The sequence below is a fragment of the Streptomyces sp. SLBN-8D4 genome (assembly GCF_049739545.1).
In the GTDB taxonomy this organism is placed as follows: domain Bacteria; phylum Actinomycetota; class Actinomycetes; order Streptomycetales; family Streptomycetaceae; genus Streptomyces; species Streptomyces canus_C.
On sequence record NZ_JBMGQC010000001.1, the window covers coordinates 5,289,228 to 5,310,065 of the forward strand.

A 20,838-nucleotide genomic window follows, 5' to 3' on the forward strand; every position below is an offset into this window, starting at 1 on the left:
CTCGCGTACGCTCGTCCCCATGACGTCAGCCGATCCCGCTCCCCGTCTCGCCCTGAAAGAGTCCCTGCATCTCGAGCGCGTCCACCACGACCGTTGCCGTACCGCCCTGGCCGCCATGGTCGACGGGGCGCAGGAGCAGGTCGTCGTAGGGGAGGACGTCTCCGCCTCCGGGGCCGATGCCGAAGTCCTCGGGTATCGGTTGCGAAGTCAGGCCAAGGAGATGCGGGAGCTTCCCGAAGGGCCCCTGTTCTTCGGGAAGCTGGAGTTCGACCGCGGCGACCATGCCGGGCAGGCCTATCACCTGGGCCGGCTGCGGATCACCGAGCATCCGGCCGCCCCGCCCCTCGTCGTCGACTGGCGTGCGCCCGTCTCCCGCGCCTTCTACCAGGCGAGCGCCCGCGATCCCCAGGGGGTCGCCGTGCGGCGGCGGTTCGGGTGGGCGGCGGGCAGCAAGGGGGACTCCGCCGACCTCAGCGGGCTGGAGGACGAGCACCTGGGCAAAGGGGAGTCGGGGCCAAGCGCCATCGTCGCCCGGGAGATCGAACGGCCCCGCGTCGGGCCCATGCGGGACATCGCCGCGACCATCCAGCCCGAGCAGGACGATCTCGTACGAAGCGACCTCGCCGTTTCCGTGTGCGTCCAGGGCGCCCCCGGGACCGGCAAGACCGCCGTCGGGCTGCACCGGGCCGCCTACCTCCTCTACACCCACCCGCAGCGCATGCGACGCGGCGGGCTCCTCGTCCTGGGGCCCAACCGGACCTTCCTGTCCTACATCTCCCAGGTGCTGCCCGCGCTCGGCGAGAGCGGGGTGCGGCAGTCCACGCTCCAGGACGAGATCGCCCGCCATCCGGTCACCGCCACCGACGCCCACGCCACCGCCGTCCTCAAGCACGATCCCCGGATGGCGGAGGTGCTGCGCCGGGCGCTGTACGCACGTGTGTCGACCGCACAGATCAACTCCAGGGAGATCAACTCCCTGGAGATCAGGGACGGTTCGTACAGCTGGCGGGTCGGGGCCGGTGAACTCGCGCGGATCGTGGCGGACGTACGGGAGGAGGAACCGCCCTACGGGATCGGGCGGGAGCGGGTGCGCAGCCGGGTGGTGCGGAGCGTGCAGTTGCAGGCCGAGCGGCGGGCCGGGCCGCAGAACGGCGCCTGGGTGCAGCGGGTTTCGCGGTCGCGGGTGATCGGGGCGTTCCTCGACGCCGTGTGGCCCAAGGTGCGTCCCGAGGAGGTGGTAGCCGAACTGCTGGGTGATCGGGGGGAACTGGAGACGGCTGCCGACGGGGTTCTCGATGCCGAGGAGCAGAAGAACCTGCTGTGGGCCAGGCCGCCGCGGTCATGGAAGTCGGCGCGGTGGTCGGCGGCCGATCTGGTGCTGCTCGACGAGGCCGCCGGGTTGGTGGAGCATCCTGAGGGGTACGGCCATCTCGTCGTCGACGAGGCGCAGGATCTGTCGCCGATGGAGTGCCGGGCGATCGCCCGCCGGGCCCGGTTCGGGTCGGTCACCGTGCTCGGTGACCTGGCGCAGGGGACCACGCCCTGGGCGGCCCGCTCGTGGGAGACCGTCCTGCGGCACCTCGGCAAGCCGGACGCTGCCGTCGTGCTGCTGACCATCGGGTTCCGGGTGCCGCAGGCCGTCGTAGGGCTCGCCAACCGGCTGCTCGGGCACCTGGATGTGGAGGTGCCGGAGGGGCGTTCGCTGCGCGGGGACGGGGAGTTGGCCATCCGGCCCACCTCGTCGGACGCCTTGCCGGACGCGGTCGTGGACGCCGTACGGGACTCGCTCGCGCACGAAGGGTCCGTGGGGGTCGTCGCGGCCGACGCCGACGTGGCACGCGTACGGCAGGCCCTCGACGCGGCCGGGATCGCCGCCGCGGGGCCGGACGAGCTGGGAGCGCGGGTGAGCGTCGTACCGGCAAGTGTGGTCAAGGGCCTTGAGTACGACCATGTCGTGGCCGTCGAGCCGGCCGCGATCGCGGAGGCGGAGGAACGGGGGCTGCACCGGCTGTATGTCGTGCTGACCCGGGCGGTGTCACGGCTGGTGGTGGTGCACGGGCGGCCGCTGCCGTTCTAGCGCGGTGGCGGCCGCCCGGGAGAGCGTGGCGGCCGCCCGCGATCAGGTCAGGGGTGTGCCAGCAGTGGGATCAACTGGTCCTCCTCGTACGTCAGATGGGCCTCCAGCTCGGTCGTCAGGCGGTCGACCTCCGTGCGGACGGAGTCGAGGTCCGTGCCGGATAGGGTCTGCCGCAACTCCTCGACCAGCGCGGCGATGTGTTCGTGCTCGGCGCGCAGCCGGTCGAGGGCCGGGGCGGCCTCCGGGTGGCGGTCGGCCAGGAACGGGAACATCGCCATGTCCTCACCGGTGTGGTGGTTGTGCAGGCCCTGGCAGAACGTCAGGCAGTTGACGCGGAGTTGGGCGCCGAGCGTGGAGGTGCCGCCGCCTGCCGCCAATTCCTTTCGGATGAGGGCCAGTTCGCGGCGGAAGACGTCGTGGACGAGCTTGATGGCCTCGCCCGGTGAGGAGGCGTTGATGTTCGGCGGGCCCGGGCGGGCGATCTCGTGCAGGGCGACCACGGGGAGGACCCGGTCGGTCTTCTCCTGGTACTCGGCCCAGCCGCGGTCCGCCTCCACGGCCCGCGCGAAGGCTCGGTCCCGTTCCTCGCCGGCCAGGACGACCGCCTTCGCCTTGTAGGTGAACACCCCGCTCTCCACGGTGACCTGGGGGTGCGCGACGAGGTTGCGGTACCAGTCGGGGTGGCGGGGCGAGCCGCCCGCCGAGGCGATCACGAGGATGCGGTCGCCGCCGTCGGGGAGGTAGCCGACGGGAGTGGTGTGCGGGGTGCCGGTGCGGGCGCCGGTGGTCGTGAGGAGGATCAGGCGGCCGCCCTCGAAGGGGCCGCCGACCCGGCCGTGGTGCGCGCGGAACTCGTCGATGATCCGCTGGTTGAAGTCCTGGACGGGGTGGGGCACTCTCTCTTCTCTCTCTCGCTGGTCTTCATGGAGGCGAAGGCGGAGAGAAAGGGGCGGGCTCCTGGCCCGCCCTGGCCTCATTCAGAGGCCGGGCACCCAACTCGCTCACGGCACAAGGCCGACCCGGCAGTCATGCCCCGCACGGTAACGTCCGGGGCATGATCGAGACCACCGAGTTTGCGGACATTCCCACGACCACTCTGGCCGATCTGCTCGGCCGCGACCGGGTCATGGACATCGGGATACGGCCGTTGTGGGGGCCGGTGCCGAGGGTGGCGGGGCCCGCGTTCACCGTACGGTGCCCTCCCGGCGACAACCTCATGCTGCACGCGGCGATCCACCGGGCGCCGGCCGGCTCGGTGATCGTGGTCGAGTCGGGAGACCTCGACCACGCCCTGGCCGGCGGGAACGTGTGTGCGGTCGCGCAACGGCGGGGGGTTGCCGGGTTCGTCCTCGACGGGCTGATCCGCGACCTGGCCGAGGTGCGGGAGGCCCGTTTCCCCGTCTTCGCGCGGGGGGTCATCCCGATCCCGGGCGCGAAGAACGCCGTGGCGCCGCTGGGCGGGGGCGTGCGGTGCGGCGGGGTGCGGGTCGAGGCCGGGGACGTGGTGGTCGCCGACGAGGAGGGGGTGGTGGCGGTCCCCGCCGCGCGGCGGGCCGACGTCCTCGCCGGTGCCCGCGTCAAGCTGGCGAAGGAGGCGGCCGAGACGCTCGACGACTGGGAGGCGGCGCACCGGGCCCGTATCGACGAGATCCTCGCGCAGGGCGGGTTCGAGGGCTGAGGCCGAGGGCTGAGGGCTGAGGGCTGAGGGTGCTTCTCTTTCTGGACGTCGACGGGACATTGCTGCCGTTCGGGGCGGCGGGGCCGTATCCGCTGTACGAACCGGCCTTTCCGCCGACCGGGCCCGTCACCGGTCATTCGCTGCCCGGGGCCGTCACCGGTCATCCGCTGCTGGCGCGCGTGGACCCAGCGCTCGGTGCGCGTCTGACGTCGCTCGGCTGTGAACTGGTGTGGGCCACGACCTGGGGTGTCGATGCCAACACCGTCCTGGCGCCCTGGCTCGGACTGCCCCGGTTGCCGCTCGTGGACTGGCCGGACTCGGACGACGAGGAGCGGTCCGGCCTGCACTGGAAGACCCGCTCCCTCGTCTCCTGGGCGGCCGGACGGCCGTTCGTCTGGGTCGACGACGAGATCCCCGACACCGACCGGGCCTGGGTGGCGGCCCGTCACCCCGAACGGGCTCTCCTTCACCGAGTGGATCACCAAGTGGGGCTCACCGAAGGGGACTTCGCGGTGCTGGAGGAGTGGCTGACGGGAGGAGGCCGGTGACCGGAGATAGCGTGTGGCCGGCCGAACCCCGCTCCCCCTACGGTCGCCCGCATGGCTGAAGAAGGCTCGACGGCCGGTTCCTCAGCAAGCGCCAGATCGCCGAAGAACCCCGTGCGCCGAGCGTCGCACACGGCACTGACAATGCCCCGCGGATGTCGTCGGGGCTCCGCGTCAGGACGGGGCGAGGACGCAGAACTCGTGGCCCTCCGGATCGGACAGGCACGTCCACGGGACGTCCCCCTGGCCGAGGTCGAGGTCGGTGGCGCCGAGGGCACGCAGCCGGTCCACCTCCGCGGTCTTGTCGTCACCCGGGTACGGCAGCAGGTCGAGATGGACGCGGTCCGGCACGGTCTTCGCGTCGGGCGTACGGAGGAACTCAAGATGGGGGCCGACCGCCTCGGCGGACCGCAACACCGCCAGATCGTCGGTCACCTCGCGCGGGGTCCAGTCCGTGGCCTCGCCCCAGAACCGGGCCATGGCCCGCGGATCCGCACAGTCCACGACCACGGCGGCGATCGGCCCGGTGCCCCGGTAGACCTCCCGCGGCTCCAGCACGCAGAACTCGTTGCCCTCGGGGTCGGCGAGGACCGTCCACGGCACCTCGCCCTGGCCCACGTCGACGGGCGTCGCGCCGGTGGCCTTCAGACGTGCGACCAACTCCGTCTGGTGGGCCGCGGAGGTGGTGGCGAGATCGAGGTGGACCCGGTTCTTCGTCGCCGATTTGAGTTCCGGGACGGGGACGACGTCGATACCCAAGGCGACCGGGTCCGGCCACACGAGGCCGCCCGCGGGGCCGACGTAGGTGGTCACACCGGGACGGTAAGCGGTCCACCCGAGCGCCTGTGCCCAGAACCGGCCGACCGCCAACGCGTCAACAGCCTTGATGTTCACCTGAACAGGTCGCAGCGCCATGGCGGTGATCCTAGGCAGTCGCCGCCGGCCGGCGTTTCGCGACGGTGTACGTCAGGTGCGTCACCCGGGACGAGCCGTCCGAGCGGGTCTGGTCGAGGGTGAGGCGGTCGGGGTCCACGTGGTCGAACAGGCGGATGCCGGTGCCGAACAGGACGGGTGCGAGGGTGATCGAGAACTCGTCGATCAGTCCGCTGCCCAGGTACTGCTGGATCGTCTCGGCGCCGCCGGCGATGCGCACGTCCCGGTCGCCGGCGGCCTCGCGGGCCCGGAGCAGCGCGCTCTCGATGCCGTCGTCGACGAAGTGGAAGGTGGTGCCGCCCGGCCGCTCCCACGGATCGCGCCCGGTGTGGGTGACGACGAACACCGGGGTGTGGAACGGCGCCTCCTCAGGCCAGGCCAGCTCGCCGGCGTCGAACATCCGCCTGCCCATGACGCTCGCGCCGGTGCGCTCGTACGTGGACCGTGCGATGTCGTTGTCGAGGCCTTCCTCGCCGCCCTCGCCGAGCTTGAGGTTCTCCCGGAACCAGCGCTGCGGGAACAGCCACGCCTGCAGCTCCGACCACTTCGCCAACCAGCGCTGGGCCCTCGGGTCGTGGTGGCCTTCGGGCGAGAACACGTACTCGACGGGTACGGCCTCGGGCGCCATGAAGCCGTCCAGCGACATCGTCACACTGAAGAACACCTTCCCGGCCATCAGCTCTCCGCTCCCTTCGGGACGGTCTCGTCCCCGTCGGCGTCGCTCCCGGTGAGGTCGGCGACGTAGGCCGCCAGGTTGCGCAGGGTCTGCTCGCCGCCCTCGATCGCGTGGTACTTCTCCACGGCCTCGTCGCGGAGATCCTTGCTCGGAAACAGCGTGCGCATCACGATCCGGGTCCGCTCGCCGGCCGGCTCGAAGGTCAGGACCGACTCGAAGGCGTTCGGGTCGTCGCGGGACTCGCCGTGCAGCAGCGCGATCCGCTCCGGCGGGACGATCTCCCGCCAGGTGATCCACTCCTGGTAGTCGGTTCCGTCCGGCCCGTGCATCACGAAGTCCCAGGCCCCGCCGACGCGGAACTCGAAGGCCCGCGTGGTGGTCGTGAACCCTTCCGGTCCCCACCACCGCGACAGGTGCCGGACCCGGGTGAACGCCTCGAACACCACCTCCCGCGGTGCGCTGATCGTCCGGGAGATCACGATCTCGCGGTCCGCGGTCGGGAGCGCGGCCTCGCCGCCGCTACTGGTCGTCGCCATCGTGTGGTCCCTCCTGCGTCGCCTGCCGCAACTCCTGCACGTACTCGTCCAGCCGGTCGAAACTCTCGCTCCAGAACCGCTCGAAGCCGCCCAGCCACTCGTGCAACGGCCGCAGCCCGCGGGCGTCCAGGCCGTACAGCCGCTGCCTGCCCGCCCCGCGGACCCGCACCAGCCCTACCTCCCTCAGGACCCGCAGGTGCTTGGACGCCTGCGGTTGGGTCATCCCGAGGTCCCGCGCCAGGTCGGTCACCGGTCGCTCACCGAACCGCAGCAGCACCAGGATCTCCCGGCGCTGCGGTTCGGCGATCGCGTTGAACGCGTCCGAGGTCGTCGCGGCTCGTGCCATGGAACCATCGTATGCCTATATCGGAATGTGTGCGCCCGCTCGCGCGATCGGCGCTTGTCAGGACCGCGCGGTCCGGAAGGCGAGATACCGGCTGTAGGCCTCGTGGCTGTCGGGGGTGAAACGCCACACTGGCAGGGCCGACCGCAGCTCCGGCTCGGTCAGCCGGCCGTGCCGGGCGACCTCGTCGGGATCGGGGTCATAGGACTCGCCGACGTTCACCGCGCCACCGACCACGACGTCGCGGAGCCCGGGGAAGCGCGACAACTGCTGCGACCGCCGGTGGACGAGGATCCGCCCCCGCTCATCACGGCACACCGTCACGGCGACCCGGTGCAGCCAACCCTCCCGGACGGCCTGCCGACGGCTGACCGCCATTCCCGGCAGCGCTCACGCTCCCCTGCCTGACCAGGCCACCGTCTCCGGGTCGGCCAACGCGCCGATGACAGGCGTCCCCCATGGATATATATACTAGATATTGCCCTTGAATAAAGGAGTCCAGTATGAGCGTGACGACGATCGACCTTGATGACGATGCGCTGGAGAAGGCCATGCGTGTCGCCGGTGGTGGCACCAAGAAAGATGTGGTCAATGCCGCCCTTCGCGAGTACGCCGAACGCCATGAGCGGGCCGCGCTCGTAGCGAAGCACTTCCTCGCCGCCCAGCAGTGGGACTACGAGAGCTGGCAGCAGCGCCGCGTCGAGGACAAGCAGGGTGGCGCGTGATCCATTACCTACTCGACTCCTCGGGTCTGTGGCGCCTCCTGCGCGAGGAGCAGCTGAGGGACGCGTGGTTGGAGACCACCACCCTCCGGGCCATCGGGTCGTGTGTTCCCCAACGGGCTGAGTTCCGGCGCTCAGCGCGCAACGCCGTGGAGTACGAGGCCATGGGGGAAATGTTCATGGATCTGTACCCCGACGTACCTCTCCCGAAGAGGTTGTGGGACTGGATTGAAACAGCCCAGTACGCGCTCGCGGAGAAAGGGGCGCTCGGTGCGGCCGGGCCGCTCGACCTGATGATCTGCGCGACGGCCGTGCATCATGGACTGGTCGTACTGCACGACGACGCTGATTTCGTCACTGTGGCCCGCTTCCTGCCCGACGTCAGCGAGCGGAACGTGCGCAACGCTCCGGGCCTCTAGGTGTCGTCACCCGGCACCCCGACCAGGGGGTTTCTGAAGGGCTGAGCACGGCACTTGTCGTCGGATTCGCACCGTTCCAGGCGTCCACCGCGCTTGTTGCGAGCAAAGGCGGCCAAGGTCAGGACCGCGCGGTCCGGAACGCGAGATACCGGCTGAATGCCTCGTGGCTGTCGGGGGTGAAGTGCCACTCCGACAGGGCCGACCGCAGCTCCGGCTCGGTCAGCCAGCCATGCCAGGCGACCTCATCGGGGTCGGGGGCCACCGCGGCCGGCATCGAGGCCTCGTGCACGCCGAGCCAGTGAGGGCTCAACCCGCGGCGGTTGAGGAACGTGAACAGCAGGCGCGGCAGCACGCGAACGCCCAGCTCTTCCGCCAGTTCCCGCGCGGCTGCCTGTTCATAGGACTCGCCGACACCTACGGCTCCACCGACCACGACCTCGTGGAGCCCGGGGAAGCGCGACAGCTGCTCCGACCGCCGGTGGACGAGGATCCGCCCCCGCTCATCACGGCAGACCGTCACGGCGACCCGGTGCAGCCAGCTCTCCCGGACGGCCTGCCGACGGCTGACCACCACCCCCAGCACGCGGTCCTGGTCGTCGACACGCTCCACCAGTTCGTCCACGACTCACACTCTTGCAGAGCCGGCAGAGTGGCGTGACACACTATTGCAAGCGGCTGCTTGCAATAGTTAGCGCGAGTGGTGCACAGTGGACGCATGGCATCGCTCAACGTCGGCAATCTCGGTGACTATCTGCGTGAACAGCGGCGCACTGCGCAGCTGTCGCTCAGGCAGCTCGCCGATGCCGCCGGGGTGTCCAATCCGTATCTGAGCCAGATCGAGCGCGGGCTGCGCAAGCCGAGCGCGGAGGTGTTGCAGCAGGTCGCCAAGGCCCTGCGGATCTCCGCCGAGACGCTGTACGTGCGGGCCGGCATCCTCGACGCCGAGCGCGACCGGGACGACGTGGAGACACGTGCGGTCATCCTCGCCGATCCCACGCTCAACGAGCGGCAGAAGCAGGTGCTGCTCCAGATCTACGAGTCCTTCCGCAAGGAGAACGGCTTCGAGATCGCCCCGCCGGACGCGGCTCCCGCGCCGGGCGAGGGGCAGAGCGACCTGTCGGACGACAGTACGGCGGACACCCGGGCGGACCTTCGGGACGACGACGTCCCGGCCGACGGGGACCCCGAAGGGACCACCGCGATACGGCAGGCCCGCCGGCCCCGCGGCACCCGCAAGCCCCGCACCACCAAGACCCCCAAGACCGACGGCAGCGACGCCGACCCGCAGCAGACGGCCAGTTGAGACCGACACGGTCCGACGGCCCGAGCACGCCGACAGGCACCGCGGGACCCAAAACCCTCATCAGAAAGCGATCCGGGAGGACCATCACCATGGCCATCACCGACGACATCCGCAAGGCCGTCAAGGACCCGACCCCGCTCTACTTCCTCGCCGGCGCCGGTGACCTGGCCCTCCAGGAGGCCAAGAAGGTGCCCGGCCTGGTGGAGCAGCTGCGCGCCGAGGCGCCGGCCCGTATCGAGGCCGTGCGCGGCACCGACCCGAAGGCGGTCCAGGAGAAGGCCCAGGCCCGTGCCAAGGAGGCCGGCGCCAAGGTCAAGGAGACGCAGGAGACCCTGCAGACCAAGGTCAACGAGTTCCTGGGCACCCTCGACGGTGACCTGAAGAAGCTCGGCAGCACGCTCGACGCGGATCTGAAGAAGCTCGGCGAGTCCGCCCAGGACCTCGCCCTGCGCAGTGTCGGCGTCGCCGCCGAGTACGCCGTCAAGGCCCGCGAGGCCTACGAGAAGGTCGCCGAGCACGGCGAGCAGACCGTCAAGACCTGGCGCGGCGAGGCCGCCGAGGAGATCGAGGAACTCGCGATCGCCGTCGAGCCGAACGCCGAGCCGGCCGAGGCCAAGGAGCCGGCGACCGTGACTCCGGTCGCGAAGCCGGTCACGCCCGCCACGGCCGCCGCCCCGGCTCAGGCGACGAAGACGGCTCCCACCGCGAAGAAGACGGCGCCGCGCAAGACCACTCCGGCGAAGAAGACCCCGCCCGCCAAGTAAGGCACCGCAGGACACGCAGGACGCCGGGCCGGGCACTTACCGAGTGCCCGGCCCGTTCTGCGGGTAGCGACCTTGCGGGAACGGGAACGGGTACGGTGACCGCGTAATCGCGAAATGACGAGCCGATTCGGGTGGTGGACGTTGTGCTGATGCAGGGGTTCGCAGGCTTCATGTGGCTGCTGAGCATGGCCCTGATCGTTTTCAGCGGCTTCGCGCTGTTCGACGCGGCCATCCGCCGTGAGGACGCCTACCGAGCGGCCGACAAGAAGACCAAGGCCTTCTGGCTGATCATCCTCGGGCTCGCCTTCGTGGTGAACCTGATCTTCAACATCCTGTCGTTCCTGCCGATCATCGGCCTCATCGCGACGATCGTCTACATGGTCGACGTGCGCCCGGCGATCCGCGCCCTCCCGGGCGGCGGCCGCAGCGGCCGGGGCAGGGGTTCGAGCAGTGACGGCCCTTACGGCCCGTACAACGGGGGCCGCTAGAAACGCGCCCGTCAGGGCGCGGAGCACTGAACCGGACACCGGCCTGCTCCACCCCGGCCCGGCAACGCGCCGGGCCCCGCTCGCCCGTCACGCCTCCCGGTCGAGCAGCAGTACCGCCACGTCGTCCGCCAACTCGCTGCCGTTGAGCGCCCGCACCTCGTTCACCGCGGCCCGCAGCAACGCCTCCCCGCGCAGCCCCTCGGAGAGCTGGCGGCGGATCATGGACACCATCCCGTCCTGGCCCAGCCGTTCCCCGCCCTCTCCGACGCGCCCCTCGATCAGGCCGTCGGTGTAGAGCATCAGACTCCACTCGGCGCCCAGCTCCACCTGCATCCGTGGCCAGCGGGCCCCCGGCAGCAGGCCCAGCGCGGGGCCGTTGTTGTCGGACGGCAGCAGCCGCGCGGGCCGACCGGGCCGGGCCACCAGCGGTGACGGATGCCCGGCGAGACACAGTCCCGCCCGCCGACCGTCCGGCGCGATGTCCACCGTGCACAGCGTCGCGAAGATCTCGTCGTCCGAGCGCTCGTGCTCCAGCACCTCCTGCAGCGTGCCGAGCAGTTCGTCCCCGCACAGCCCCGCCAGGGTCAGCGCACGCCAGGCGATCCGCAGCTCCACGCCGAGCGCCGCCTCGTCGGGGCCGTGCCCGCAGACGTCACCGATCATCGCGTGCACGGTCCCGTCGGGAGTGCGTACGACGTCGTAAAAGTCCCCGCCGAGCAGTGCCCGTGAGCGTCCGGGCCGGTATCGCGCGGCGAATCGCAGCGACGACCCCTCCAGCAGCGGTGTGGGCAGCAGCCCGCGCTCCAGTCGCCGGTTCTCCTGCGCCCGCACCCGTCCCTCGGCGAGCCTGCGCTCCGCCGTGTCGGAACGTTTCCGCTCGACCGCGTACCGGATCGCCCGGCTCAGCAGCCGGCTGTCCAGCTCGTCCCGGAAGAGATAGTCCTGCGCCCCCACCCGGACCGCCTCGGCGCCGCGCTCGGCGTCGCCGGACGCGGTGAGCGCGAGGACGGCGTGCCGGGGCGCGAGCTCCAGGACATGGCGGAGTACGGCGAGCTCGTCGTCGTCGGGGGAGCGGCCGGGCGTGGGCAGCGCGAGGTCGAGCAGGATGCAGTGCACGTCATCCGTGAGCAGCCGCTCCGCCTCGGTGAGGTTGCGGGCGGTACGGACGCGGATCGGCTTGCCGGCCGAGTCCAGGAGCTCGGGGACGACCGTGGACCCGCGGGGATCGTCCTCGATCACCAGCAGGCTCAGCTGGGTGGCACCGTTGTTGTCGACCGTGGCTTCCTTGCGCGGGGCTTCTTCCTTGGAGGGCTCGTGCTGGGATGCGGCCGGCGCCTGACCACTCTCCACGGCCGGGATCGCTCGCTGCCGCGGTATGGGTACGGGCATCGTCTTGGCTTCCTTCCCTCCCCCCGAGGGCATGGTGGAGCGAGGGACCTCGATCCACCGACGGGGACCATAGCGGGTGCCGGGCCGGGAAAGGAATGGCGTGAGACACCCCGCTTGGCCGGTGGCCACTGTCATATGCCGCGTTATGTACCGCAGTTGGACACGTTGCGGGTGTCGCGGGGATGACGAACGTCACGTTCACGGAAGGTTTGTGAGGCCGTCAGGGGTGCCCCGCATCACATGACCCAGGTCTCACCCGGTCGTTCAGGGGGCGCTCACGCGTCCGGCCGCACCACGCCGAGTATCGGCATCGATCCCGCGCCGGCGATCGTCACCGTCCGCCCGGGCCGCGGGGCGTGCACGATCGCGCCGTCGCCGAGGTACATCGCCACATGGCTGGCGTCGTCGAAGTAGATGATCAGGTCACCGGGCCGCATGTCCTTGACGTCGACGTGCTTGAGCTGCTTCCACTGCTCCTGCGAGGTGCGCGGAATGGGCTTGCCGGCGCTGGCCCAGGCCTGTGAGGTCAGTCCGGAGCAGTCGTACGAGTCCGGGCCCTCGGCGCCCCATTCGTACGGTTTGCCGATCTGGGTCGTCGCGTAGTCGACGGCCGCCTTCCCGGCCTCGCTCGCCTTGCCGCTGATCTCCTTGAGGACGCCGGAGTCCAGCCAGGCGGTCTGCGCCTGGTGGGCGGCCTGTTCCTCCAGTTCGGCGAGGCGCTTCTTCTCCTTCTCCTCCAGCTGGGACTCGAGCTTCTCGGCTGCCGCGATCTGCTGCTCGACCTTCTTCTTGGCCGTCGCCTTGGCCTTGCGGTTCGCCTCCAGCCTGGTCCACTGGGCGGAGGCGTCGGCGGCGTACTGCTTCAAGTCCTGCTGGGTCCGGGTCAGTTCCGCGATGAGCGCCTTGGTGGCGCGCTGGCCCTGGAGAACGCGGCCGGTGCTGTCCAGGAACTCCTGCGGATCGTCGCTCAGCATCAGCTGGGCCTCGTCCGACAGGCCGTAGGAGCGGTACTGGGCGGCGGCCGCGGCGCCCGCGCGGGCCTTCAGCTTCGCCAGCTTCTCCTGGCCCTTGACGATCTTCCGGGCCAGGGCGACGATCTGCGCGGACTGCTGCTCGGCCTTCTCCTCGGCGGCGTTGTAGGCGTCGGTGGCGACGGCCGCGTCGTGGTAGAGAGCGTCGAGCTGTTTGCGGACGGCTTCGATGTCCTTGTTGGTGACGGCCGTCGGTGAGGCGGTGGGAGAGGGTGTCGGACTCGGGGCGGCGAAGGCGGTGCCGGGTGCCGCCAGCAGGGCCACCGCGCCGATCACGGTCACGGCCGTAGCGATCAGACCGCGCTTGCCCGTCCCCATACCGTTGCCCCCAAAGCTGATTTACCGTCAGTAACTTACGGCGCTCGGGGGATCGTGCCACGTCACGGCCGAAAGTGACAGAGGCAGGCCTTCCCGGCGTACCCCCGCACGTCCCGGCGCTGCTCGGTGCCTCCCCCTCTCCCCGCCCCCCGAAGACGATCTCCCCGCCTTTGTGACGAACGACTCACCGAGATCGTTCCCCGGCAGGTCAGGGCTTCTGGAGGGATTTCCCGGGCGGTGTCCCGGAGTTCGGGTGGGGGAGAGCCGGAGTTCATGGGGAGGCGGCTACGGGACGCCGGAGTTCAGGCGAGCAGCACCCCGGCACGCGCACGCGAGCGACTTCCAGCGCCCAGCACACCGCCCCCAACCGCCCCCGCCACCCCCGAGCTCACCCCGCCGCCCCACCCGGCGCCAACGCCCCCCACGCCACCGTCACTTCCCCCTGCCGCCACCGTGAAGGCCCGTCCGTCACCGGCCAGTCGGTCGTCAGGTCCCGTGCCGTGCGCATCCACCGTTGGCGGGCGCCGTAGGACGCGTAGGGCGCGGCGGCTGCCCACGCGCGGTCGAAGTCGCGGAGGAAGGAGTGCACCGGCTCGCCCGGCACGTTGCGGTGGATCAGGGCCTTCGGCAGCCGCTCGGCGAGGTCGGAGGGGCGCTCCAGCGAGCCCAGCCGGGTCGCGAAGGTGACCGTCCGCGGTCCCTCGGGGCCGAGCGCGACCCACACGTGCCGGCGTCCGATCTCGTCGCAGGTCCCCTCGACGAGCAGCCCGCCGCGCGACCCTCGCGCCGGATCGGCCGGAGCCAGCCGAGCGCACAGCCGCTCCCAGACGGCGGCCACCTCTGCCTCGTCGTACTGGCGCAGCACATTGGCCGCCCGGATGAGCAGCGGCCTTCGAGGGAGCGGGATCTCGAACCCGCCGTGCCGGAAGACGAGCCCCTCGCGTTCGTACGGCTTCGCGGCCGCCACCCGGGCCGGTTCGATCTCGACGCCGACCACGCGCGTGCGTGGAGCGTTCTCGCGGAGCCGGGCCAGCAGTTCCACGGCGGTCCAGGGCGCGGCGCCGTACCCGAGGTCGACGGCGACCGGGTCGGTGGCGCGGCGCAGCTCGGCGCCGTGCGTGTCCGCGATCCAGCGGTCCATGCGGCGCAGCCGGTTGGGGTTGGTCGTCCCGCGCGTGACCGTGCCCACAGGGCGGGAGGCGGCGCGGGATGTCATGCCCAAGAGGGTATGCGCCGGGGACCCGGGTCACCGCGGGCGAGGCGTTCCCCCCATCGCACCGCACGGCCGACGCGGCCACTCGTCGAACGGTTGAGCGACCCTCGGTAATACCTCGGCAAAAACCACCCCGCCCGGAATGGGAATGCCGCCCTCCGGTGTTGCCTCCGTCGGAGGGTCCCCACGCCCTCCGTCCGGCATGCCCGCTGCAAGGAGGAACGCCACGTGAGCCAGTACGTCAGCAGGCTCCAGCGTCGCTCCCAGGCCGCACCCCACCGGTTGCGCCTGCACCGCCGCCCCCGCCGCGTCGCGATGCTCTCCGTGCACACCTCCCCGCTCCACCAGCCCGGCACCGGCGACGCGGGCGGCATGAACGTCTACATCGTCGAGCTCGCCCAGCGCCTCGCCGCGATCAACATCGAGGTCGAGATCTTCACGCGCGCGACGACCGGCGGCCTCCCGCCGACCGTCGAGATGGCCCCAGGCGTCCTGGTCCGCCACATCGACGCGGGCCCCTACGAGGGCCTCAACAAGGAGGACCTCCCCGCCCAGCTGTGCGCCTTCACACACGGTGTGATGCAGGCGTGGGCGGGCCACCGCCCCGGCTACTACGACCTCGTCCACTCGCACTACTGGCTCTCCGGCCACGTCGGCTGGCTCGCCGCCCAGCGCTGGGGCACCCCGCTCGTGCACGCCATGCACACCATGGCCAAGGTCAAGAACGCCAACCTCGCCGACGGCGACACCCCCGAGCCCGCCGCCCGCGTCATCGGCGAGACCCAGATCGTCGCCGCCGCCGACCGCCTCATCGCGAACACCGCCGAGGAGCGCGAGGAACTCGTCCAGCACTACGCCGCCGACCCCGCCAAGGTCGCCGTCGTCCACCCCGGCGTGAACCTCGACCGCTTCCGCCCCGCCGACGGCCGCGCCGCCGCCCGCGCCCGCCTAGGCCTCCCGCAGGACGCCCTCATCCCCCTCTTCGCGGGCCGCATCCAGCCCCTGAAGGCCCCGGACATCCTCCTGCGAGCCGTGGCGGTCCTGCTCGATCAGCGCCCCGACCTGCGCTCCCGCATCCTCGTCCCGGTCGTCGGCGGCCTCAGCGGCAGCGGCCTCGCCAAACCCGAGGGCCTGCAGAAACTGGCCTCCCGGCTCGGCATCGCCGATGTCGTACGGTTCCACCCGCCCGTCGGCCAGGAGCAGCTCGCCGACTGGTTCCGGGCCGCGTCCGTGCTCGTCATGCCCTCCTACAGCGAGTCCTTCGGCCTGGTCGCCATAGAGGCCCAGGCGGCCGGCACCCCGGTGCTCGCGGCGGCGGTCGGCGGGCTGCCGGTGGCCGTGGCCGACGAACAGACCGGATTCCTCGTACGCGGGCACGATCCGGCCGCCTACGCGCGCGTGCTGCGCGACTTCGCCGACAACCCGGCGCTCACGCCCCGCATGGGCGCGGCGGCCGCCCGGCACGCCCAGTCCTTCGGCTGGGACACCGCGGCCGCGGCGACGGCGGACGTGTATGTGGCCGCGGCGCAGTCGTACCGGCGTCACGTACGCTCCCACCATGGCTGAGGCAGAGAAGGCGGCGCAGGTCATCGAGGGCGTCCTCAAGGACACCGAGGTCGAGTGGGAGAGCCCCGCGCCCGGCAACTACGTCGTGCAGCTCCCCGGCACCCGCAAGCTGAAGACGACCGTCTCGCTCCTAGTCGGCCGCCACTCCCTGTCCCTGAACGCCTTCGTCATCCGCCACCCCGACGAGAACGAACCCGGCGTGCACCGCTGGCTCCTGGAGCGCAATCTCAAGCTCTACGGCGTGAGTTACGCCGTCGACCGGCTCGGCGACATCTACGTCACCGGCAAGCTCCCCCTCGCCGCGGTCACCGCCGACGAGGTCGACCGCCTCCTGGGCCAGGTCCTGGAGGCGGCCGACGGCAGCTTCAACACCCTGCTGGAGCTGGGTTTCGCCGCCGCGATCCGCAAGGAGTACGAGTGGCGGGTGGCGCGGGGCGAGTCGACGCGCAACCTGGACGCGTTCGCGCATCTGACCCAGCGCTCGCAGGACTGACCCCGTTCTCGCCGAGCGAGGCCTAGTGGGGCGGCAGCGAGTCGGTCGGCTGGGGCTCGTTGGTCGGTTCGTGTGTCTCGCCCGGGCTCTCGGGCGGTGACTGCTTGTCCAGCTCGTCCGCGAACGCCCGTAGCGCGTCGGCGAGTTCCCTCTTGGTGGGCAACTCGTCGATCTTCCGGTCGAGTTCGGTGATACGGCGGTTCAGCTGCTCCAGCTCGCTCGGCGTGGAGGGCTCGTCCGTGGGGTCGTCCGTGACCGGGGGGTCGTCGGGGGACGTGGGGCTCGGGCTGGGGTCGGTGCCGCCGGAGGTGCCGGGGTCCGAGCCGCCGTCCGAGCCCTCGCTCAGGCCGACGCTGCCGCCGGAACCCCCGTCCCCCGGATAGGTGGCCGACGCGCTCGGCTCGACGGTGGGCTCGTCGGCGGAGTTCGCCGCGATGGCGCCGCCGACACTGAGGGCCACGAGGGCGGTCGCGCCCGCGACGGCGACGGAAAGACGTCTGAACGGTAACGAGCGACCGTCATCCATGTTCTGTCTGTCATCCATGCGGCGACGCTAACCGCCGTCGATCACCGGACGGGCGCCTTCCGTCGATCTCCTCGCACTCACCCGGTACCGCCCGGGCGTCACCCCCACCAACCGCTTGAAATGCCGGGTGAGATGGGCCTGGTCGTGGAACCCGGTGAGCGCGGCGACCTCCGCGGGACCATCCCCCGCGAGCAGCAGACCCCGGGCCCGGTCGACCCGGCGCGAGGTCAGGTACTGGTGCGGTGCGATGCCGTAGGCGCTGCTGAACGCCCTTACGAGATGCGCCGGATGAGCCCCCAGGACCAACGCGGCCGCCTCCAGGGACAGCCCCGCCACGACCCGCTCGTCGAGGAGTTCGCGCAGCCGGCGGGCCAGGGCCGGGTCGCGGCGCGCGGGCTCGCCGTACGACCGCGGCCGCAGCAGAGTCCGAAGCCGGTCGCCGATGAGCGTCAGCCTGCTCTCGGCCTCGAACTCCTCGCCAGGCCCGCGCAGCGCCGTGTGCAACTGCCCCACCCGCTGCCGCAGTACGGGGTCCCGCAGGTCGGGGCCGTCGACGGCGGGCCCGATGAGCTCGTCGCCGAGGTGGGTCCGGTCGAGGTAGAGAACCCGCTTGCGGAAGCCGTCGGGAGTGGCCGGCGAGCCGTTGTGCGGGACGTGCGGCGGCAGCAGCGACACGGTGTCGTCGGGCGTGCCGTGCTCGTGCCGGTCGAGGTCGTACCGTACGGCCCCGTCGTCCACGATGAGCAGCGTCCACGCCTCGTGCACGTGCATCGGGTACGCGTACTCCGTGAAGTGGGCGTGGAAGACCTCGGTGACGCCCGGGACGGCCGGGCGCCACGCGGTGACGTGCTGCGCGGGCAGGGTGGTGGCCGCCATGCAAAGAACGTACAAGACGAGGTCGTACGGTGCCCGCCAGTCTCGACCCATGAGTACTGAACCCATCCGCTTCGACACCAAGATCGCCGTCCTGCTGCGCGAGGACCTGGAGACCTGGCAGCGCCTGAACGTCACCGCGTTCCTCGTCAGCGGCCTGGGCAGCCAGGCCCCCGAGGTGGTCGGCGAACCGTACGAGGACGCCGACGGTGTGCCCTATCTGCCGATGTTCCGGCAGCCCGTGCTGGTCTTCGAGGGCACGAAGGAGACGCTGACGGCGGCCCACGCGCGTGTGCTGTCCCGCTCGCTCCCGCGCGCCCTCTTCACGAGCGACCTGTTCTCGACGGGCAACGACCGGGACAACCGCGCGGCGGTACGGGCGGTCGCCACGGCCGAGCTGGACCTGGTGGGGCTCGCGGTGTACGGGCCGCGCAACGCCGTGGACAAGGTGCTCAAGGGCGCGCGGATGCATCCCTGACGGAGGCCGCGCGGATGCATCCATGACGGAGGCAGTGCGGATGGATCCGTGACGGATCAGGCCGCGCCGGCCTCGGCGTCGGATCAGGCCGCGCCGGCCTCGGCGTCGGATCAGGCCGGGCTGGCCTCGGTGGCGGCGGACTTCTCGGGTACGGCGACCTCGGTGGCCGTCTCCCCGGACAGGCGCCGCATCAGCGCCGCGTACCCCACCGCCGCCACCGTCCCGACGACCGCGCACAGCCCCCACAGCCACTCCGCCCCGAACCGGTCGATGACGAAACCGGACATCAGGGGCGCCACGAGGGCGGCGACGGACCAGGACAGGGTGTACATGCCCTGGTAGCGGCCGCGGCCGTGGGCGGGGGAGAGGCGCACGACGAGCCCGGTCTGGGTGGGGGCGTTGATCATCTCGCCCAGGGTCCACACGCACACGGTGAGAGCGAAGAGGCCGACGGACCCGGCGAAGGCGGTGAGACCGAAGCCGTATCCCGCGAGCAGGGACGAGACGACGAGGAGCCGCTGGGGATCCCGGTCCTGGATGAAACGGGTCACCGGGATCTGCAGCGCGACGATCAGGACGCCGTTGAGGGCGATGGCCAGGCCGTAGTCGGCGGGCGTGAACCCGGCCTCGCCCATCGCGACGGGCAGCCCGATCGAACCCTGCTGGAAGATCACGGCGACCAGGAAGGACAGCCCCACGACACTCATGAACCGCCCGTCGCGCAGGACGGTGCCGAGGCGGACGTCGTCGGGGACCTTCTCGGCGTGCTGTGCGACGGGCCGGGACTCGGGCAGCTTGAGAAAGACGACGACCGCGCAGACGGCGGTCATCCCGGCCTCGATCAGGAAGCCCGCGAGATAGCTGTACTCGGCGATGAAACCGGCGGCCATGGAGGAGACGGCGAAACCGAGGTTGATGGCCCAGTAGTTGAGCGAGAAGGCCCGGACCCGGTCCTCGGGCCGCACGATGTCGGCCATCATCGCCTGCACGGCGGGCCGGGAGGCGTTGGAGGTCATGCCGACGAGGAAAGCGACGGCGGCGATGGCGACGGGGTGGTGCACGAAGCCGAGCAGCGCGACGGAGGCGGCGGTGGCGGACTGCGCGACGAGGAGGGTGGGCCGCCGCCCGAGCCGGTCGGTCATCACCCCGGCCCCGATCGACGAGACGACACCGCCGAGCCCGTGCAGCGAGGCGACGAGGCCGGCGTAGGAGGCGGAGTAGCCGCGGTCGAGGGTGAGATAGAGGGCCATGAAGGTGGCGACGAAGGCACCCAGGCGGTTGACGAGGGTGCTGATCCACAGCCACCAGAACGCGCGGGGGAGCCCGGAGACGGTCTCGCGGGTGGCGCGTCTCAGGGTGGCGAGTGGCATGGCGGATCCCCCAGGTGTGGCGGTACGGATGTAAGCGGCTCGGGCGGCGAGCACAACTTACGAAGCCGGGGTGACCGGGGGCCACTCAATTAACAGATCCCGTCAACCGTCCGTCTGTCGAGCGGGCACCACCCCGATCGAGGGCGTGGATTACGCTCATACGCATGGCCGACGCACCGTACAAGCTGATCCTCCTCCGCCACGGCGAGAGCGAATGGAACGCGAAGAACCTGTTCACCGGCTGGGTGGACGTCAACCTCAACGAGAAGGGCGAGAAGGAGGCAGTCCGCGGCGGCGAACTCCTGAAGGACGCCGACCTCCTGCCCGACGTGGTCCACACGTCCCTCCAGAAGCGCGCGATCCGCACCGCCCAGCTCGCGCTGGAGTCCGCGGACCGCCACTGGATCCCGGTCCACCGCTCCTGGCGCCTGAACGAACGCCACTACGGCGCCCTCCAGGGCAAGGACAAGGCACAGACCCTCGCGGAGTTCGGCGAGGCGCAGTTCATGCTGTGGCGCCGCTCCTACGACACCCCGCCGCCCCCGCTGTCCGACGACTCCGAGTTCTCCCAGGCGTCGGACCCCCGCTACGCCACGATCCCCCCGGAGCTCCGCCCCCGCACGGAGTGCCTGAAGGACGTCGTGGTCCGCATGCTCCCCTACTGGTACGACGGCATCGTCCCGGACCTCCTCGCCGGCCGCACGGTCCTGGTCGCGGCCCACGGCAACAGCCTCCGCGCCCTGGTCAAGCACCTGGACGGCATCTCCGACGCCGACATCGCGGGCCTGAACATCCCGACGGGCATCCCGCTGTACTACGAACTCGACGCGTCCTTCAAGCCGGTGACCCCCGGGGGCAAGTACCTGGACCCGGAGGCGGCTGCGGCGGCCATCGAGGCGGTCAAGAACCAGGGCAAGAAGAAGTAGGTTTCGTGATCATGCCTCCCACCTGCGCATACGGCGCGGGTGGGAGGCATTTTCATGCTCTGGAACCCCTGTAGAACTTCGGGCGTAGTGTGGCGTGCTGGTGTCCCTGGCCTGAACCGCGAGCCCGCACATCACTGGTGGGGGCGAGCGACTGACTGTGGCGCTTCCTTC

The 20,838-nt window shown here is 71.1% G+C and carries 25 protein-coding genes; 12 read left to right on the forward strand and 13 right to left on the reverse strand.

Annotated features, from left to right (window positions below; translation table 11 throughout):
* Window positions 1–19 precede the first annotated feature (19 nt).
* Complete coding sequence (locus RKD20_RS23950; RefSeq protein WP_424879498.1) at window positions 20–2,077, forward strand: HelD family protein; 2,058 nt, start codon at window positions 20–22, stop codon at window positions 2,075–2,077.
* Window positions 2,078–2,124: 47 nt separating this feature from the next.
* On the opposite strand, the gene RKD20_RS23955 is transcribed toward RKD20_RS23950, so the two are convergent.
* Window positions 2,125–2,973 (reverse strand): nitroreductase/quinone reductase family protein, encoded by an 849-nt coding sequence (locus tag RKD20_RS23955; protein ID WP_424879499.1) that lies wholly within the window; start codon window positions 2,971–2,973, stop codon window positions 2,125–2,127.
* A gap of 158 nt (window positions 2,974–3,131) precedes the next feature.
* Between RKD20_RS23955 and RKD20_RS23960 the strand changes: the two genes are divergently transcribed.
* Window positions 3,132–3,755, forward strand: a complete 624-nt coding sequence (locus RKD20_RS23960; protein WP_424879500.1) for an RraA family protein — start codon at window positions 3,132–3,134, stop codon at window positions 3,753–3,755.
* Between the two features lie 29 nt (window positions 3,756–3,784).
* Window positions 3,785–4,303: an HAD domain-containing protein gene (locus tag RKD20_RS23965; protein ID WP_424879501.1), complete on the forward strand. Its 519-nt coding sequence runs from the start codon at window positions 3,785–3,787 to the stop codon at window positions 4,301–4,303.
* 171 nt (window positions 4,304–4,474) lie between these two features.
* On the opposite strand, the gene RKD20_RS23970 is transcribed toward RKD20_RS23965, so the two are convergent.
* From RKD20_RS23970 to RKD20_RS23990, 5 genes are read right to left on the reverse strand one after another with little or no spacing between them, the layout of a single operon-like run.
* Complete coding sequence (locus RKD20_RS23970; RefSeq protein ID WP_424879502.1) at window positions 4,475–5,215, reverse strand: VOC family protein; 741 nt, start codon at window positions 5,213–5,215, stop codon at window positions 4,475–4,477.
* A gap of 10 nt (window positions 5,216–5,225) precedes the next feature.
* Window positions 5,226–5,909: a dihydrofolate reductase family protein gene (locus RKD20_RS23975; protein ID WP_424879503.1), complete on the reverse strand. Its 684-nt coding sequence runs from the start codon at window positions 5,907–5,909 to the stop codon at window positions 5,226–5,228.
* Window positions 5,909–6,445 (reverse strand): SRPBCC family protein, encoded by a 537-nt coding sequence (locus RKD20_RS23980; RefSeq protein ID WP_424879504.1) that lies wholly within the window; start codon window positions 6,443–6,445, stop codon window positions 5,909–5,911. Before RKD20_RS23980 ends, RKD20_RS23975 begins: the two co-directional genes overlap by 1 nt.
* Window positions 6,429–6,791, reverse strand: a complete 363-nt coding sequence (locus RKD20_RS23985; RefSeq protein ID WP_020122986.1) for an ArsR/SmtB family transcription factor — start codon at window positions 6,789–6,791, stop codon at window positions 6,429–6,431. The genes RKD20_RS23980 and RKD20_RS23985 overlap by 17 nt, the downstream gene beginning before the upstream one ends.
* A 57-nt stretch (window positions 6,792–6,848) precedes the next feature.
* Complete coding sequence (locus tag RKD20_RS23990) at window positions 6,849–7,166, reverse strand: hypothetical protein (protein WP_424879505.1); 318 nt, start codon at window positions 7,164–7,166, stop codon at window positions 6,849–6,851.
* Between the two features lie 125 nt (window positions 7,167–7,291).
* Between RKD20_RS23990 and RKD20_RS23995 the strand changes: the two genes are divergently transcribed.
* Entirely contained in the window at window positions 7,292–7,513 is a 222-nt protein-coding gene (locus RKD20_RS23995) for a type II toxin-antitoxin system VapB family antitoxin (RefSeq protein ID WP_424879506.1), read from the forward strand.
* Window positions 7,510–7,929 carry a PIN domain-containing protein gene (locus RKD20_RS24000; RefSeq protein ID WP_424879507.1) on the forward strand — a complete coding sequence of 140 codons (420 nt, stop codon included), beginning with the start codon at window positions 7,510–7,512 and terminating at the stop codon, window positions 7,927–7,929. Before RKD20_RS23995 ends, RKD20_RS24000 begins: the two co-directional genes overlap by 4 nt.
* Before the next feature lie 118 nt (window positions 7,930–8,047).
* Here RKD20_RS24000 and RKD20_RS24005 read toward each other — a convergent pair whose 3' ends face one another.
* On the reverse strand, window positions 8,048–8,551 hold the full coding sequence (locus RKD20_RS24005) for an NUDIX domain-containing protein (RefSeq protein WP_424879508.1): 504 nt from the start codon (window positions 8,549–8,551) through the stop codon (window positions 8,048–8,050).
* A gap of 93 nt (window positions 8,552–8,644) precedes the next feature.
* Here RKD20_RS24005 and RKD20_RS24010 point away from each other — a divergent pair, with 93 nt between their 5' ends.
* The 3 genes from RKD20_RS24010 to RKD20_RS24020 all read left to right on the forward strand — a co-directional run bounded on the left by RKD20_RS24010 (window position 8,645) and on the right by RKD20_RS24020 (window position 10,484).
* On the forward strand, window positions 8,645–9,232 hold the full coding sequence (locus RKD20_RS24010; protein ID WP_424879509.1) for a helix-turn-helix domain-containing protein: 588 nt from the start codon (window positions 8,645–8,647) through the stop codon (window positions 9,230–9,232).
* 89 nt (window positions 9,233–9,321) lie between these two features.
* A complete protein-coding gene (locus RKD20_RS24015) occupies window positions 9,322–9,996 on the forward strand; it encodes a hypothetical protein (protein ID WP_424879510.1) in 675 nt (224 codons plus the stop codon).
* 149 nt (window positions 9,997–10,145) lie between these two features.
* Window positions 10,146–10,484, forward strand: coding sequence for a DUF2516 family protein (locus RKD20_RS24020; protein ID WP_424879511.1), 339 nt, complete (start codon window positions 10,146–10,148; stop codon window positions 10,482–10,484).
* A gap of 87 nt (window positions 10,485–10,571) precedes the next feature.
* Here RKD20_RS24020 and RKD20_RS24025 read toward each other — a convergent pair whose 3' ends face one another.
* The 3 genes from RKD20_RS24025 to RKD20_RS24035 form a co-directional block, all read right to left on the reverse strand.
* Window positions 10,572–11,873: a PP2C family protein-serine/threonine phosphatase gene (locus RKD20_RS24025; protein ID WP_424879512.1), complete on the reverse strand. Its 1,302-nt coding sequence runs from the start codon at window positions 11,871–11,873 to the stop codon at window positions 10,572–10,574.
* A 275-nt stretch (window positions 11,874–12,148) separates the two neighbouring features.
* Window positions 12,149–13,222: an NlpC/P60 family protein gene (locus RKD20_RS24030; RefSeq protein WP_424879513.1), complete on the reverse strand. Its 1,074-nt coding sequence runs from the start codon at window positions 13,220–13,222 to the stop codon at window positions 12,149–12,151.
* Window positions 13,223–13,610: 388 nt separating this feature from the next.
* Window positions 13,611–14,438: a class I SAM-dependent methyltransferase gene (locus tag RKD20_RS24035; protein WP_424879514.1), complete on the reverse strand. Its 828-nt coding sequence runs from the start codon at window positions 14,436–14,438 to the stop codon at window positions 13,611–13,613.
* Between the two features lie 225 nt (window positions 14,439–14,663).
* Here RKD20_RS24035 and mshA point away from each other — a divergent pair, with 225 nt between their 5' ends.
* Together mshA and RKD20_RS24045 are read left to right on the forward strand one after the other, a co-directional pair.
* Complete coding sequence (mshA, locus tag RKD20_RS24040) at window positions 14,664–16,001, forward strand: D-inositol-3-phosphate glycosyltransferase (RefSeq protein ID WP_424879515.1); 1,338 nt, start codon at window positions 14,664–14,666, stop codon at window positions 15,999–16,001.
* Window positions 15,994–16,494, forward strand: coding sequence for a YbjN domain-containing protein (locus RKD20_RS24045; RefSeq protein WP_390106245.1), 501 nt, complete (start codon window positions 15,994–15,996; stop codon window positions 16,492–16,494). Before mshA ends, RKD20_RS24045 begins: the two co-directional genes overlap by 8 nt.
* Before the next feature lie 22 nt (window positions 16,495–16,516).
* On the opposite strand, the gene RKD20_RS24050 is transcribed toward RKD20_RS24045, so the two are convergent.
* Complete coding sequence (locus tag RKD20_RS24050; RefSeq protein WP_424879516.1) at window positions 16,517–17,038, reverse strand: hypothetical protein; 522 nt, start codon at window positions 17,036–17,038, stop codon at window positions 16,517–16,519.
* 9 nt (window positions 17,039–17,047) lie between these two features.
* Entirely contained in the window at window positions 17,048–17,896 is an 849-nt protein-coding gene (locus tag RKD20_RS24055; protein WP_424879517.1) for an AraC family transcriptional regulator, read from the reverse strand.
* Window positions 17,897–17,945: 49 nt separating this feature from the next.
* Here RKD20_RS24055 and RKD20_RS24060 point away from each other — a divergent pair, with 49 nt between their 5' ends.
* On the forward strand, window positions 17,946–18,371 hold the full coding sequence (locus RKD20_RS24060; RefSeq protein WP_359430764.1) for a DUF2000 domain-containing protein: 426 nt from the start codon (window positions 17,946–17,948) through the stop codon (window positions 18,369–18,371).
* 110 nt (window positions 18,372–18,481) lie between these two features.
* On the opposite strand, the gene RKD20_RS24065 is transcribed toward RKD20_RS24060, so the two are convergent.
* Window positions 18,482–19,741, reverse strand: a complete 1,260-nt coding sequence (locus RKD20_RS24065; protein WP_424879518.1) for an MDR family MFS transporter — start codon at window positions 19,739–19,741, stop codon at window positions 18,482–18,484.
* Between the two features lie 164 nt (window positions 19,742–19,905).
* Here RKD20_RS24065 and RKD20_RS24070 point away from each other — a divergent pair, with 164 nt between their 5' ends.
* Window positions 19,906–20,667, forward strand: coding sequence for a phosphoglyceromutase (locus RKD20_RS24070; RefSeq protein ID WP_424879519.1), 762 nt, complete (start codon window positions 19,906–19,908; stop codon window positions 20,665–20,667).
* Window positions 20,668–20,838: the final 171 nt, after the last annotated feature.

Excerpts from the sequence above, each read along its gene's own strand:
- RKD20_RS23960 (WP_424879500.1), top strand. The coding sequence starts at position 3,132 with ATGATCGAGACCACCGAGTTTGCGGACATTCCCACGACCACTCTGGCC.
- RKD20_RS24035 (WP_424879514.1), bottom strand. The coding sequence starts at position 14,438 with ATGACATCCCGCGCCGCCTCCCGCCCTGTGGGCACGGTCACGCGCGGG.
- RKD20_RS24020 (WP_424879511.1), top strand. The coding sequence starts at position 10,146 with ATGCAGGGGTTCGCAGGCTTCATGTGGCTGCTGAGCATGGCCCTGATC.
- RKD20_RS23990 (WP_424879505.1), bottom strand. The coding sequence starts at position 7,166 with ATGGCGGTCAGCCGTCGGCAGGCCGTCCGGGAGGGTTGGCTGCACCGG.
- RKD20_RS23950 (WP_424879498.1), top strand. The coding sequence starts at position 20 with ATGACGTCAGCCGATCCCGCTCCCCGTCTCGCCCTGAAAGAGTCCCTG.
- RKD20_RS24050 (WP_424879516.1), bottom strand. The coding sequence starts at position 17,038 with ATGGATGACAGACAGAACATGGATGACGGTCGCTCGTTACCGTTCAGA.
- RKD20_RS24045 (WP_390106245.1), top strand. The coding sequence starts at position 15,994 with ATGGCTGAGGCAGAGAAGGCGGCGCAGGTCATCGAGGGCGTCCTCAAG.
- RKD20_RS23985 (WP_020122986.1), bottom strand. The coding sequence starts at position 6,791 with ATGGCACGAGCCGCGACGACCTCGGACGCGTTCAACGCGATCGCCGAA.
- RKD20_RS24060 (WP_359430764.1), top strand. The coding sequence starts at position 17,946 with ATGAGTACTGAACCCATCCGCTTCGACACCAAGATCGCCGTCCTGCTG.
- RKD20_RS23975 (WP_424879503.1), bottom strand. The coding sequence starts at position 5,909 with ATGGCCGGGAAGGTGTTCTTCAGTGTGACGATGTCGCTGGACGGCTTC.
- RKD20_RS24055 (WP_424879517.1), bottom strand. The coding sequence starts at position 17,896 with ATGGCGGCCACCACCCTGCCCGCGCAGCACGTCACCGCGTGGCGCCCG.
- RKD20_RS23970 (WP_424879502.1), bottom strand. The coding sequence starts at position 5,215 with ATGGCGCTGCGACCTGTTCAGGTGAACATCAAGGCTGTTGACGCGTTG.
- RKD20_RS23980 (WP_424879504.1), bottom strand. The coding sequence starts at position 6,445 with ATGGCGACGACCAGTAGCGGCGGCGAGGCCGCGCTCCCGACCGCGGAC.
- RKD20_RS24030 (WP_424879513.1), bottom strand. The coding sequence starts at position 13,222 with ATGGGGACGGGCAAGCGCGGTCTGATCGCTACGGCCGTGACCGTGATC.
- RKD20_RS23995 (WP_424879506.1), top strand. The coding sequence starts at position 7,292 with ATGAGCGTGACGACGATCGACCTTGATGACGATGCGCTGGAGAAGGCC.
- RKD20_RS24065 (WP_424879518.1), bottom strand. The coding sequence starts at position 19,741 with ATGCCACTCGCCACCCTGAGACGCGCCACCCGCGAGACCGTCTCCGGG.
- RKD20_RS24070 (WP_424879519.1), top strand. The coding sequence starts at position 19,906 with ATGGCCGACGCACCGTACAAGCTGATCCTCCTCCGCCACGGCGAGAGC.
- RKD20_RS24015 (WP_424879510.1), top strand. The coding sequence starts at position 9,322 with ATGGCCATCACCGACGACATCCGCAAGGCCGTCAAGGACCCGACCCCG.
- RKD20_RS24025 (WP_424879512.1), bottom strand. The coding sequence starts at position 11,873 with ATGCCCGTACCCATACCGCGGCAGCGAGCGATCCCGGCCGTGGAGAGT.
- RKD20_RS24010 (WP_424879509.1), top strand. The coding sequence starts at position 8,645 with ATGGCATCGCTCAACGTCGGCAATCTCGGTGACTATCTGCGTGAACAG.